14 protein-coding genes are annotated in these 12,387 nt (G+C 70.2%); 5 read left to right on the top strand and 9 right to left on the bottom strand.

Features of this window, described 5'->3' with window-relative positions; all coding sequences use genetic code 11:
* Positions 1-35: 35 nt before the first annotated feature.
* Positions 36-1,082 (bottom strand): ATP-dependent DNA ligase, encoded by a 1,047-nt coding sequence (locus ABD212_RS01775; protein WP_344090562.1) that lies wholly within the window; start codon positions 1,080-1,082, stop codon positions 36-38.
* Between the two features lie 212 nt (positions 1,083-1,294).
* A complete protein-coding gene (locus ABD212_RS01780; protein ID WP_344090565.1) occupies positions 1,295-2,518 on the bottom strand; it encodes an acyl-CoA dehydrogenase family protein in 1,224 nt (407 codons plus the stop codon).
* 206 nt (positions 2,519-2,724) lie between these two features.
* On the opposite strand from ABD212_RS01780, the gene ABD212_RS01785 reads away from it, so the two are divergent.
* The 4 genes from ABD212_RS01785 to ABD212_RS01800 are packed head-to-tail and all read left to right on the top strand — an operon-like array spanning position 2,725 to position 5,795.
* Positions 2,725-3,462 (top strand): SDR family oxidoreductase, encoded by a 738-nt coding sequence (locus ABD212_RS01785; RefSeq protein WP_425561222.1) that lies wholly within the window; start codon positions 2,725-2,727, stop codon positions 3,460-3,462.
* An 8-nt stretch (positions 3,463-3,470) separates the two neighbouring features.
* Complete coding sequence (locus ABD212_RS01790) at positions 3,471-4,055, top strand: TetR/AcrR family transcriptional regulator (protein WP_344090570.1); 585 nt, start codon at positions 3,471-3,473, stop codon at positions 4,053-4,055.
* Entirely contained in the window at positions 4,048-5,064 is a 1,017-nt protein-coding gene (locus ABD212_RS01795) for an NADPH:quinone oxidoreductase family protein (protein WP_344090573.1), read from the top strand. Before ABD212_RS01790 ends, ABD212_RS01795 begins: the two co-directional genes overlap by 8 nt.
* Complete coding sequence (locus ABD212_RS01800; RefSeq protein ID WP_344090575.1) at positions 5,061-5,795, top strand: glucose 1-dehydrogenase; 735 nt, start codon at positions 5,061-5,063, stop codon at positions 5,793-5,795. The genes ABD212_RS01795 and ABD212_RS01800 overlap by 4 nt, the downstream gene beginning before the upstream one ends.
* Before the next feature lie 17 nt (positions 5,796-5,812).
* Here ABD212_RS01800 and ABD212_RS01805 read toward each other — a convergent pair whose 3' ends face one another.
* Together ABD212_RS01805 and ABD212_RS01810 are read right to left on the bottom strand one after the other, a co-directional pair.
* On the bottom strand, positions 5,813-7,015 hold the full coding sequence (locus tag ABD212_RS01805) for an acyl-CoA dehydrogenase family protein (RefSeq protein ID WP_344090577.1): 1,203 nt from the start codon (positions 7,013-7,015) through the stop codon (positions 5,813-5,815).
* Positions 7,015-8,049 (bottom strand): phosphotransferase family protein, encoded by a 1,035-nt coding sequence (locus tag ABD212_RS01810; protein ID WP_344090579.1) that lies wholly within the window; start codon positions 8,047-8,049, stop codon positions 7,015-7,017. The genes ABD212_RS01805 and ABD212_RS01810 overlap by 1 nt, the downstream gene beginning before the upstream one ends.
* A gap of 149 nt (positions 8,050-8,198) precedes the next feature.
* On the opposite strand from ABD212_RS01810, the gene ABD212_RS01815 reads away from it, so the two are divergent.
* Entirely contained in the window at positions 8,199-8,627 is a 429-nt protein-coding gene (locus ABD212_RS01815) for a VOC family protein (RefSeq protein WP_344090581.1), read from the top strand.
* Positions 8,628-8,736: 109 nt separating this feature from the next.
* Here the strand turns inward: ABD212_RS01815 and ABD212_RS01820 are convergent, their stop codons facing one another.
* From ABD212_RS01820 to ABD212_RS01840, 5 genes are all read right to left on the bottom strand, one after another.
* Positions 8,737-9,153: an acyl-CoA thioesterase gene (locus ABD212_RS01820; protein ID WP_344090583.1), complete on the bottom strand. Its 417-nt coding sequence runs from the start codon at positions 9,151-9,153 to the stop codon at positions 8,737-8,739.
* A gap of 30 nt (positions 9,154-9,183) precedes the next feature.
* Positions 9,184-9,831 (bottom strand): QsdR family transcriptional regulator, encoded by a 648-nt coding sequence (locus ABD212_RS01825; protein ID WP_344090586.1) that lies wholly within the window; start codon positions 9,829-9,831, stop codon positions 9,184-9,186.
* 87 nt (positions 9,832-9,918) lie between these two features.
* Complete coding sequence (locus tag ABD212_RS01830; protein WP_344090588.1) at positions 9,919-10,377, bottom strand: MaoC family dehydratase; 459 nt, start codon at positions 10,375-10,377, stop codon at positions 9,919-9,921.
* Positions 10,374-11,123 (bottom strand): SDR family oxidoreductase, encoded by a 750-nt coding sequence (locus ABD212_RS01835; RefSeq protein ID WP_344090590.1) that lies wholly within the window; start codon positions 11,121-11,123, stop codon positions 10,374-10,376. Before ABD212_RS01835 ends, ABD212_RS01830 begins: the two co-directional genes overlap by 4 nt.
* The gene (locus tag ABD212_RS01840; RefSeq protein WP_344090592.1) at positions 11,120-12,250 is read right to left on the bottom strand and encodes an alcohol dehydrogenase catalytic domain-containing protein; all 1,131 of its coding nucleotides are present in this window, start codon (positions 12,248-12,250) and stop codon (positions 11,120-11,122) included. Before ABD212_RS01840 ends, ABD212_RS01835 begins: the two co-directional genes overlap by 4 nt.
* Positions 12,251-12,387: the final 137 nt, after the last annotated feature.

The following is a 12,387-nucleotide window of genomic DNA, read 5'->3' on the forward strand; positions in this document are numbered from 1 at the left end:
GTCGAGGGTGGCCAGGGCAGCAGCCTGACGCGATATCAGTCCAGCACGCCGCCGAGATCGTAGGCCGACACGGTCTCGAGCTGCTCGAACGTGCAGGACTCGGGGTCGCGGTCGGGACGCCAGCGCTCGAACTGCACGGTGTGGCGGAACCGCCATCCCTCGAGCTGGTCGTACCGCACCTCCAGGACACGCTCGGGGCGCAGCCGGACGAACGACGTATCGCGGTCGGCCGCCGAGAACCTCGACTTCTCGCCCTCGCCGGTTCTGGCCTGGCCGTCCTCGTTCCGCTCGACGAGTGGCGCGAACTCTTCGATCAGCTCTAGGCGCCGTGCATCGCTGAACGCCGAGACGGCGCCGACGTTGTGCAGCCGGCCCTCGTCGGTGTACAGCCCGACGAGCAGCGCACCGACTCCCTGCCCCGACTTGTGGATGCGATAGCCGAGCGCCACCACATCCGCAGTGCGCGCGTGCTTGATCTTGAACATGGTGCGCTTGTTCGGGGCGTAGTGCTGTGCCAGAGGCTTCGCGACGACGCCGTCGAGCCCGGCACCCTCGAATTCGGCCAGCCACCGGGCCGCGAGCTCAGGATCCTCCGTGGTCCGTGTGACGTGGACGGGATCGGGGAGCCCGCTCAGGAGGTCGACGAGCTCGGCGCGGCGCACTTCGAAGGGCTCCGGCTGCAGATCGCGCTCGCCTCGGGCGAGCAGGTCGAACGCGATGAACATCGCCGGGGTGGTCTCTGCGAGCATGTTGACGCGAGACGCAGCCGGATGGATGCGCTGGGTCAGCGACTCCCAGTCGAGTCGCTGTCTGCCGGGCTCACCCTTCGGGACCACGATCTCCCCGTCGATGAGGCAGGGCTCGGGCAGCAGCCGGGCGAACGCCGCGACGAGTTCGGGGAAGTAGCGGGTGAGCGGCTTCGCGCCACGGCTGCCGATCTCGACATCCGTGCCGTCCCATGACACCAGCGCGCGGAAGCCGTCCCATTTCGGCTCGAAGCTGAGCCCGCCCGGTGTCTTGGCCGGGTCGGGGACGGCGGGCACGGACTTCGCGAGCATGGGCGCCGGGATCTCATAGGGCATGCGTACATCCTGGCGCCACCCGCCGACCTCGTCCACGGGAACCGAGGACAGGTCGGCGCGCGGCGGTCATCCGCCCAATCTGGCGCCACTGACCGTGGCCTCGATGTCATCGAAGTTCTGCTGGTCGCCGGAGTAGTCGCTGAACGAGATCCACCAGTCCGTGCCGTCGGCGCGCACCCGCAGGAGCCAGTTGTCCGTCGCGCCCGGGCGCCTCAGGCGAAGGCGCCGACTCCCGTGATGTCACGGCCGATGAGCAGCGCCTGGACGCTCTCGGTGCCCTCGTACGTGTGGATCGACTCGATGTCGGCCATGTGTCGCATCACGCGATGCTCGAGCAGGATGCCGTTGCCCCCGAGCATGTCGCGCGCGACCGAGGCGATCCGGCGCGCCGCCCGCGTGTTGTGGTATTTCGCGAGCGACGCCTGCGTCGGCAGCAGTTGCCCGGCCTGTTCGAGGTCGGCGAGGCGGCGGCAGAACAGCTGCATGCCGGTGAGCTCGTCCAGCATCTGGGTGAGACGCTCCTGCACCATCTGGAAGCCGATGAGCGGCTTGCCGAACTGGACACGCTCCTTCGCGTACGTCAGCGCCGACTCGTAGCAGGCCGTGGCATGGCCGAGGGCCGACCAGGCGACCCCCGACCGGGTCGCATACAGCACCGTCGAGGCGTCCTTGAAGCTGTGCGACCCGGGTAGCACGGCATCGGCAGGGAGGCGCACGTCGGTGAGCGTGATGTGAGCCTGATGGATGGCGCGCAGCGACGCCTTGCCGAGGATCGGGCGTCCGTCATACCCGGGAGTGTCCTGCGGGACCAGGAAGCAGCGGACGGTGCCGCTACCGTCGCCCCCGGGCACGCGCGCCCAGACGAACGTGATGCCGCCGGAAGCGCCGTTCCCGATCCACTTCTTGGCTCCGTTGAGAACCCACTCGTCGCCGTCCCTCACGGCCTCGGTCTCAAGGGAGACCGAGTCTGACCCGTGGTCGGGTTCGGTGAGCGCGAAGGACGCGAGAACCTCGCCGCGAGCCACCGGCGCGAGGTACTGCGCCTTCTGCTCGTCGCTGCCGAACAGCGCGAGGGTGCGCAGCGCGAGGCCGCCTTGGACGGCGAGGATCGTGCCCATCGAGCCGTCGCCGCGCGAGATCTCCATGTTCACCAGTCCCGCCGCCAGCGGCGAGAGGTGCGTGATCCCGTCGTGCTCGATGCCGTCCGTGAACAGATCGAGCTCGCCCATGCGGCGCGCGAAGTCCAGGTTGTACTCGCCCCGATCCCAGTACTCGTCGATGACCGGGATCACCTCATCGGCGAACGTCTTGGCCCTCTCCCAGGCGCCGCGATCGGCATCCGGGACGTCGCGGAACACCGCATAGAAGTCGGGGTCGAGTCGGCGGGTGAGGTCGTAGCCTTCGACGCGCTGACCGGGGACGGGGGTGTAGCTCATGCTGCTTCTCTCGGATCGGTGCTCGTGCCGGAACAGTGTACAGCGGCGAGACTGAGTGTCTCCAATCGTGGTACCCAGTCTCACGGAGTGGACGCCCTCTCTCGTGATAGCCTGGCCAAACCGACTGGCCGGTATGCTGGCCGATCAGCGCATAAGGGCCGCTCGGACATCGACCGGCCCTTCCCCGCCCACACGAAGGAGTGCAGGTGCAGCGATTCGAAGACAGGGTCGCCCTGATCACCGGCGGCAGTCGCGGGATCGGGTTCGCCATCGCCCGGCGACTGGTCGACGAGGGCGCGTCCGTCGTCATCACCGGGCGCAAGCAGGAATCCCTCGATGCGGCTCTCGCCGAGCTGGGTCCGCGGGCATCGGCGATGGCGGGCAAGGCCGACGATCCCGATCATCGCGCCGAGGCCTTCGCGCATGTGGCCGAGCGTCACGGCCGCCTCGACCATCTCGTCAACAACGCCGGCATCAACCCGGCCTACGGCCCGGTGCTCGAGATCGCCCCCGGGATGGCACACAAGATCCTGGCCGTCAACGTGCTCGGGACGCTGGAGTGGACGCGCGACGCCGTCGCCGCCGGCCTCACGCGCTCGGTCGTGAACCTGTCGTCGATCAGCGCGCTGAGCGCGGCGCCGGGCATCGCGTTCTACGGCGTCTCGAAGGCGGCGATCATGAACCTCACGATCCAGCTCGCGCACGAGCTCGCGCCCGGCATCCGGGTCAATGCCGTCGCCCCCGCCGTGATCAAAACCGCGTTCGCGCGCGCCCTCTACGAGGGTCGCGAGGCCGAGGTTTCGGCCGGCTATCCCCTCGCGCGGCTGGGAGAGCCCGTGGATGTCGCCGGGCCGGTCGCGTTCCTGCTCTCCGACGATGCCGCGTGGATCACCGGGCAGACCATCGTTATCGACGGCGGAGCGAGCATGCGCTCGATCGCGTGAGGAGCGGCGTGAAAGCCACGAACGTCGCGGACGACGTCACCCATGCCGCGGTGCGGCTGTTCGCCGAGCAGGGCTACGCGAACACCTCCGTGCAGCAGATCGTGGAGGCCGCCGGCGTCACCAAGGGCGCGATGTACCACTACTTCGAATCCAAGGACGACCTGCTCTTCGCGATCTACGAGCGGATGCTGTCACTGCAGAAGTCGCATCTCGACGAGATCATCGCGCGCGGCGGCCCGGTCGAGGACGTCCTTCGCACAGCGTGCGTCGACGTCGTCGAGACGTCCATCGAGTTCCTCGCCGAGGGCACGGTGTTCTTCCGCAGCCAGCACATGCTGACCGAGCCCCGGCAGCAGGAGGTGGTGAGACGTCGTCGCGAGTACCACGACGAGTTCGCGAGGCTGATCCAGCGCGGGCAGGCCGAGGGACTCTATCGCGCCGACGTCCCGCGCGCCGTGCTGATCGCCAACTTCTTCAGCGACATCCACTATCTTTCCCACTGGTACGACCCGGCGGGGCCCGAGGACAAGACCCTGGTCGCCGAGCAGATCACCGATCTGTTCCTGACCGGGATCAGGAGGACGGATGCCTGAGCTCGAAGCCGCCGCCCTCCCGCCGTCGATGCGCGCCTGGCGTGTCACCGGCCTCGGGGAGCCCGCGCAGGTGCTCTCGCTCGACGCGGTCCCGGTGCCCGAACCCGGTCCGGGTGAGGTGCTGGTGCGGGTCGTCGCGGTCGCGGTGAACTTCCCGGATGTGCTGCTCGCCCGCGGACAGTACCAGGTGCGGCCGGAGCTTCCCTTCGTGCCGGGAGTCGAGTGCGTCGGTCGCGTCGCAGCGATCGGTTCCGGGGTGACGGGAGTCTCGGTGGGCGACCGGGTCGTCGGCTCGAAGATCGGCGTGCTGGCGGAGTACGCGGCGCTGCCGGCATCGGATGTCTGGGCGGCGCCTGATTCGCTCAGCGACGCCGAGGCATCCGGTCTGACCGTGGCGTACCAGACCGCGTGGTTCGGACTCCACCGGCGTGCAGCGCTGCAGCGGGGGGAGTGGCTGCTCGTGCACGCGGCAGCCGGCGGGGTCGGACTCGCGGCCGTGCAGCTCGGTGCAGCGGCGGGTGCGCGGGTGATCGGGGTCGTGGGTTCCGCGGCGAAGGCCCGGACCGCGATGGATGCCGGCGCAGAGGTGGTGATCGTCCGAGGCGTCGACGACGTCGTGGGCGCCGTCAAGTCCGCGACGGACGGGCAGGGAGCCGACGTCGTGTTCGACCCGGTCGGCGGCGAGGCCTTCGATGCGTCGACCCGGTGCATCGCGTTCGAGGGCCGGATCGTCGTGGTCGGCTTCGCCGGCGGCACGATCCAGAGCCTCGCCGCCGGGCACGTGCTCGTCAAGAACTACTCCGTGCTCGGACTCCACTGGGGCCTCTACCCGAGCATGCGGCCCGACCTCGTCGAGGTCGCACGCGAGGAACTGAGCAGGCTCGCCGACAAGGGCGTCATCCGGCCCGTCGTGGATCGCGTCGTGCCGTTCGCCGACGCGCCCGCCGCGTTCACGGCCCTGGCGGCGGGTGACACTGTCGGCCGGGTCGTGATCGAGGTGATGCCGTGATCGACCTCGGGGGAAGGGTCGCCCTCGTGACGGGCGGGGCGCGAGGCATCGGCGAAGCCTACGTGCGGGCACTGCACGCCGCCGGCGGCCGGGTGGTGGTGGCGGACATCCTCGACGACGATGGTGCGGCGCTCGCCGCCGAGCTCGGCGATCCGGCGAGGTTCGTCCACCTCGACGTGACCGACGCGGATCAGTGGGATGCCGCCATCCGCGCCGCCGTCGACGCGTTCGGCGCGATCGATGTGCTGGTGAACAATGCCGGGATCGCCAACGCGGCGCCCATCGAGCACTTCACCCTCGACAAGTGGAACGCCGTGATCGCGGTGAATCTGACCGGCGTGTTCCTCGGCTGCCGCGCGGTCGTGCCGCAGATGAAGGCGCGGGGACGTGGCTCGATCATCAACATCTCCTCGGTCGAGGGGATGCGCGGCAGCCCCGGTCTGCACGGCTACACTGCCTCGAAGTTCGGGGTTCGCGGCCTTTCGCAGTCCCTCGCCGTCGAGCTCGGGCCGTCCGGCATCCGCGTGAACTCGGTGCATCCCGGCTTCATCCGCACGTCGATGACGTCGCGCATCGACCCCGCGCACCTGGACATCCCGCTCGGGCGGGCGGGCGATCCGTCGGACGTCGCCGGCACGATCGTCTTCCTGGCCTCCGACGCCTCGGCATTCACGACCGGCGCCGAGTTCGTGGTGGACGGCGGCATGATCGCCGGCATCCCGCACCGATAGCCGGGACTGCGGGTGGCTCACACGCGCAGCTCGGCGCGGCCGAGGCTGCTCAGGTGCACCTCGTCGGGGCCGTCCGCAATGCGCAGCGAGCGGATGCCGGCGTACAGCTCGGCCAGTGGCGTGTCGGCGGAGACCCCGGCCGCGCCGAACACCTGGATCGCCCGGTCCACGATCGTCTGCACGGCGCGGGGCACCGCGATCTTGATCGCCTGGATCTCGGTCATCGCCCGGCGGTTGCCCACGGTGTCCATGAGCCACGCCGTCTTCAGGACGAGGAGGCGCAACGCCTCGAGCTGGATGCGGGACTCCGCCGCCCATTCCCGCACGACGCCCTGCTCGGCGAGCGTCCGGCCGAACGTGTGGCGCTCGTTCGCGCGTTCGCGGACAAGCGCGAGCGTGCGCTCGCCCATGCCGAGCGCACGCATGCAGTGGTGGATGCGCCCGGGGCCGAGGCGCGCCTGCGCGATCGCGAATCCCGAACCCTCGTCGCCGATGAGGTTGATCGCGGGCACGCGCACCTCGTCGAAAGCGATCTCGGCATGCCCGCCGTGGTCGCGATCGTCGTACCCGAACACGCTCAGGGGACGCACGATCCGAACCCCCGGGGAGTCGCGCGGCACGAGGATCATCGACTGCTGACGATGCCGCTCGGCCTCGGGGTCGGTCTTGCCCATCACGATGAAGATCGCGGCATCCGGGTTCATCGCACCGGTCGACCACCACTTGCGCCCCGTCACGATGCAGTCGTCGCCATCGCGGCGGATGCGCGTGGCGATGTTGGTCGCATCTGAGGACGCCGTGTCGGGCTCGGTCATGCAGAACGATGAGCGGATCTCGGCACGCAGCAGCGGATCGAGCCAGCGATCCTTCTGTTCAGGCGTGCCGAAGTCGTTCAGCACCTCCATGTTCCCGGTGTCGGGCGCGGCGCAGTTGAAGGCCGCCGGCGCGAGCCGGGGACTCCACCCGGTGACCTCGGCGACGGGCGCGTACTGAAGATTCGTCAGCCCCGCGCCGTTCTCGCCGGGAAGGAAAAGGTTCCACAGCCCCTGTGCGCGGGCCTCGGCCTGCAGCTCGCGCACGATCGGGCGCACGCCCCACTCGTGAGGTGACGCGGCGAGCTGCTCGTCGAGCACGGGCTCGGCGGGCATCACATGCTCCTCGAGAAATACGCGGGCTCGCTCGCGGAATTCGCGTGCACGCTCATCGAGTGCGAAGTCCATCAACGCGCCTCCAGTCCTCTGCGGGCGAGCGGCTCGACGAGCGCGCCCATTCGATCGAAGCCCTCGCCGACGGTCTCGCCGGCGCGGTAGCGGAAGTTGATCCCTTCGAGGATCACCGCCAGCTTGTAGGCCGCGAACGCGCGGAACCAGCTGAGGTCCGGGATGCCGATTCCCGCGCGATCGGCGTAGACGCCGACCAGCTCGTCGAACGAGGGGTAGCCGGCCGCCGGATCGACCGCGCTCGCGACGACGTCGGGCCCGCCGGGAAGCGCCGCGATGTCCCAGTAGAGCGCAAAGATGCCGAGGTCGACGAGCGGATCGCCGAGCGTCGCCATCTCCCAGTCCAGGATCGCGGAGACGCGGGGATCCTCTCGGCTGCCCACCACGAGGGCGTTGTCGAGGCGGAAGTCGCCGTGCACGATCCCCGCGCGCGCCGAGACCGGCACATCGTGCTCGAGCGAGGACTGCAGCTCGTCGAGCGCGGGAGTGTCACGGGAGCGCGAGGCGTCCAGCTGGCGCCTCCAGGTGGAGAGCTGGCGGACGAGGTAGCCGTCAGGGCGTCCGAAGTCCTCGAGTCCGACGGCTCGAGGGTCGACCGCGTGCAGGTCGGCCAGGTGCTCAACCAGCTCGAAGCCGAGGTGCCGCAGTCCCGCGCGGCTGTAGCCGGCGTTCTGTGCGGGATGCGCCAGGACCTCGCCCGGCGCACGCTCCATGACGAAGAACACCGTGCCGGTGATCCGCTGCCCGGCGGTGTCGTCGACCACATCGACGACGTTCGGCACCGGCACGGCGCTGCCGGCGAGTGCCGAGATCACCCGATGCTCGCGTCGCATGTCGTGCGCGCTCGAGAGCACGTGTCCGAGCGGCGGACGGCGGAGGATCAGCGGAACCCGGGCGCCTTCGACCGCGTAGGTCAGGTTGCTGCGTCCTCCGGCGATGACGCTCGCGGTCAGCGAAGCGTGGGCGAGGTCGGGATGCGTGTCGGCGAGCCAGTCCGTGAGCCCCTCGATGTCCAGGCCGGGAACCTCGGTCATCGTCGGCCCGCCTCCCCGGTTGCGCTGCATCGTCGCGGTCGGCTCAGCATACCGGATGGTCGGTTTGTCACCCGCCGAGGCCTGTCGGACGGGGGCTCTATGGTGGGCCGCGAGTCAGACACGACCGGGGAAAGAGGAGGGAACAACCTATGACGTCGAAACTCGGCAACATCACCTTCTACGCGGACGATCCCCGACGGCTCTCGCGCTTCTGGGCCGAGGTCTTCGGCTACCCGCCCGTCGACTGGGAGGAGCCCCTCAAGAGCGAGCTGCTCGCATCGGGTCTCACCGAAGAGGACCTCACGCACCGAGGCCTGGCCGAGGATCCGGACGGCGTCGGGCCGCGCCTGTTCTTCCACCATGCGTCGGCTCCGAAATCCAGCCGCAACAGGCTGCACCTCGACATCCAGGCCACCCCCGGCCGCCGTCCCACGCGAGACCAACTCGAGGCGGAGAAGGACCGCCTCGTCGCGCTCGGCGCCGAGGTTGTGCGCTTCGTCGACCAGACCTGGGGACCCTGGCCGGATGTCTACTATCAGCTGCGCGATCCCGAAGGCAATGAGTTCTGCCTGCAGTGACGGGGGCACAACGGCGCTCTCCGCGGTGGCGCGGCCCCCCCGTGTCGGGACTTCGACGCTCGCGGCGGTGGCGCGGCCACCCCGGTTGTGCGGCCGGTGACAGCCGTCGTCACGGACGAAGCAGCTGCACCTCGATGGCCGATCGCATCGCCGCCGGAACCGGCGTCGGGCGGCGGGTCTCGGCATCCACGAACACGTGAACGAAACGGCCTGTCGCGATGGGGTCGTCTTCGTCAGGACGCAGGATGCCGAGAGCCCACGTCACGCTCGTCGTGCCGAGCCGCTCCACCGCGAGCCCCACCTCGAGCGGTTCGGGAAAGGCTGCGGACGAGCGGAACTCGCACGAGGATGCGGCGCACAGCGCGATCGCGGCGTCTCCGAGGGGATCGAGGCCGGCGGCGCGGATCATCCAGGAGTTTGCCGCGGTATCCATCGCCTCGTAGTAGACCGCGTTGTTGAGATGGCCGTACTGGTCGTTGTCGTTCCATCGCGTGGCGAACGGCAGGCGCACGGGATAGGAAGTCATGGGTCTCCTCGCGGTTGGTCTGCGGGCCGTTCAGCCGTCGACGCGCAGCAGCAGCCGGAACGCGACGCGAGCGCGCTCCGCGCTGGGGTTGTCGCCTGAGATCAGATCGGCGTACGTGAAGGACTCGGACGTGCGGACCAGAAGGTATGCGAGGCCGGCGGGGTCGATCGCGCCGCCCAGCGGCGCTTCTCCGAGATCGCGGCGAACGAGCCACTCGGCGGTGGCCACATGGCGGCGCTGGATCGGGCTCTCCTTCGTCGTGAGCAGTCGCAGCGCCCGTGCCGGCTCGCGGCGCAGAAAGTCGCGGAAGTAGCGAGCTGTGATGAGGTCGTCCACGAAATGGGTCAGGATGCCGGCGACGCGCGGGCCGCCCGAATGCCATTCGTTCGCGTGGTCGGCCTGGACGAGCGTGGGCACTGCGAGCGACCACAGCACTTCGCTCAGGAGCGCGTCGCGGTTCCCGACCCATCGGAACAGCGACGTGCGATCGACGCCGAGCGAGGCGGCCAGCGCCCCCATGTCGATGCGGCGGGACGAGATGAAGGCCTCGCGTGCGGCATCGAACGCGCGGCGGGCGTCGTCGTGCGCGCCGTCGGCGAGCCGTTCGGACAGCCAGGAAGGAGCGGCCTGCACACCGGCCGTGGCGATCGTGACCACCGCGGGCATGGTCGTGGTCATAGCGGGAACTCTACCCAACGGCCGCTCCGGAGGTGCAACGTTCGCCGATTCGTTGCGCCACGGTCGTCGTCCCCGCTCGGTGACGATCTACCGGGCGGGGACGAACAGGCCGATCGTCTCGGCGACGAGCGCGGGGCGCGGTGAGCCTTGGAGCTCGACGGTGGTGTGCAGCGAGACCCGGTACCCCTTCGTGCTCGGATCGACTGCCGCGATCTCGGTCACGGCGCGCAGCCGGGAGCCGACGGGAACCGGCTGGAGGAACCGCACGCGGTCCAGGCCGTAGTTGACGATCATCTCCGTGCCGCCGACCGACAGCAGCCCCACGGTGAGGCGGGGGAGGAGCGAGAGTGTGAGGTAGCCGTGCGCGATGGTCGTTCCGAAGGGGCCGGATGCCGCGCGCTCGGCGTCGAGGTGGATCCACTGCCAGTCGTCCGTGGCGTCGGCGAACGCCGCGATCCGGGCGCGGTCGATCAGGAACCATTCACCCGCGGCGCGCCGGCCCACAGCATCCACGAGTCCTTCCGGCGAATCGACGACGATGGTCACGCTCGCGGACCGCCCGACACGTAGAGCACCTGACCGGAGACGAACCCGGCCTCGTCCGAGCAGAAGAACGACACCGCCGCCGCGATGTCGTCGGGGTGGCCTGCGCGGCCCACCGGGACCTCGGCGGCCCGCGCGGCGATGAAGTCGTCGAACCCCATCCCGACCCGCTCGGCGGTCTGGCGGGTCATGTCGGTGACGATGAAGCCCGGTGCGACGGCGTTCGCCGTCACGCCGTAACGGCCGAGCTCGAGCGCGAGGGTCTTCGTCAGCCCCTGCATGCCGGCCTTCGCGGCGGCGTAGTTCGCCTGGCCACGGTTTCCGAGCGCGGAGGTGCTCGAGAGGTTGACGATCCGGCCCCAGCCCGCGGCGACCTGGTGCGCCTGCACGGCACGCGACATCAGGAACGCCCCCCGCAGATGGACCGCCATGACCGCGTCCCAGTCGTCCTCGCTCATCCTGAACAGCAGGTTGTCGCGGATGATCCCGGCGTTGTTCACGAGGATCGTCGGGGCGCCGAGCTCGGCGTCGACGCGGGCGACGGCATCCGCCACGGCTGTCGCGTCCGCGACGTTCGCGCCGACGGCGATCGCACGGCCGCCCGCCTGTGTGATCGCGTCGACGGTCGCGGCGCAGGCATCGGCGTCGAGGTCGAGGACGGCGACGGCGTTGCCGTCTGCGGCGAGGCGGACGGCGGTCGCTGCGCCGATCCCGCGCGCGGCGCCCGTCACGATGGCGGTTCGGGTCATGAGGTGTTCCCTTCGAACCGGATGAGCTGGCGCAGCTCGCCGCCAGCGGCGAGCCGGTCCATGGCCTGGTCGATCTGCTCGAGTGCGACGTGCGACGTCACGAGGCGTTCGAGGGGCAGACGTCCCGCGCGCCAGAGGTCGACGTACCGCGGGATGTCTCGACTCGGGACCGCCGAGCCGAGGTAGCTGCCGACGACCGTACGTGCCTCGGCCGTCAGCTGCAGCGGCGACACGCTCGCGCGCGCGTCCGGAGCCGGCAGGCCCACGGTCACCGTCTTCCCGCCCGCAGCGGTCAGCGCGATCGCCGTCTCGAACGCGCGCGCCGAACCCGCCGCCTCGATCACGACAGGGGCCCGGATGCCGCGCTCGGCGGCCGCCGCCGGGCTGAAGGAATCCGCGGCGCCGAGCTCGTGCGCCAGCTCGAGCTTCGCCGCGACGGCATCCACGCCGACCACCTCATGACCGAACGCGACGGCGACCAGGAGCGCCGCCATCCCGACTCCACCGAGACCGACGACGATGACACGGTCACCCGGCTCGGGACGGCCCGCGTTGACGACGGCACCACCGCCGGTGAGCACGGCGCAGCCGAGGAGGGCGGCGATCTCGGGCGGCACGTCGGCGTCGACGGGAACGACCGACGTGCGGCTGACCACCGCGTGCGTGGCGAACGCGCTCACCCCGAGGTGGTGGTGCACGTCCTGCAACGTGCCGTCGCCGAGAGTGCGGTGCAGGCGCGTGCTGCCCGCGACGAGCGTTCCGGTGCTGTTCGCGGCGGTGCCGATCTCGCAGGGGAGGCGGCCGCCGGTCCGGCATCCGGCGCATTCACCGCAGCGGGGCAGGAACGTCATGACGACGCGGTCGCCGGGTGCGACATCCATCACCCCGTCGCCGACCTCCTCGACGATTCCGGCCGCCTCGTGGCCGAGCAGCATCGGCGTCGGACGCACCCGGTTGCCGTCGACGACGCTGAGATCGGAATGGCAGATTCCGGCGGCTTCGATCCGCACGAGCAGCTCGCCGCGGCGCGGCGGATCGAGCGTGAGCGCCCCTACCGTGAAGGGCCGGGACTGGCTGAAGGGCGCCGCCGCTCCGGAGCGTTCGAGCACGGCCCCGACGATCTGCACACGGTCCTCCTCATCGAGCGGTGTTGCGCTCGGACAGCATACCGACCGTGCGGTTTGCGCGGGTGGCTGGACGCCGGTCAGACCGGGCCGTCGTCTCCCGCGTCCGGCGGCGTCGCGTCGGGCGGGGTGTCGGCTGC

The sequence above is a fragment of the Microbacterium deminutum genome (assembly GCF_039530205.1).
GTDB lineage: Bacteria > Actinomycetota > Actinomycetes > Actinomycetales > Microbacteriaceae > Microbacterium > Microbacterium deminutum.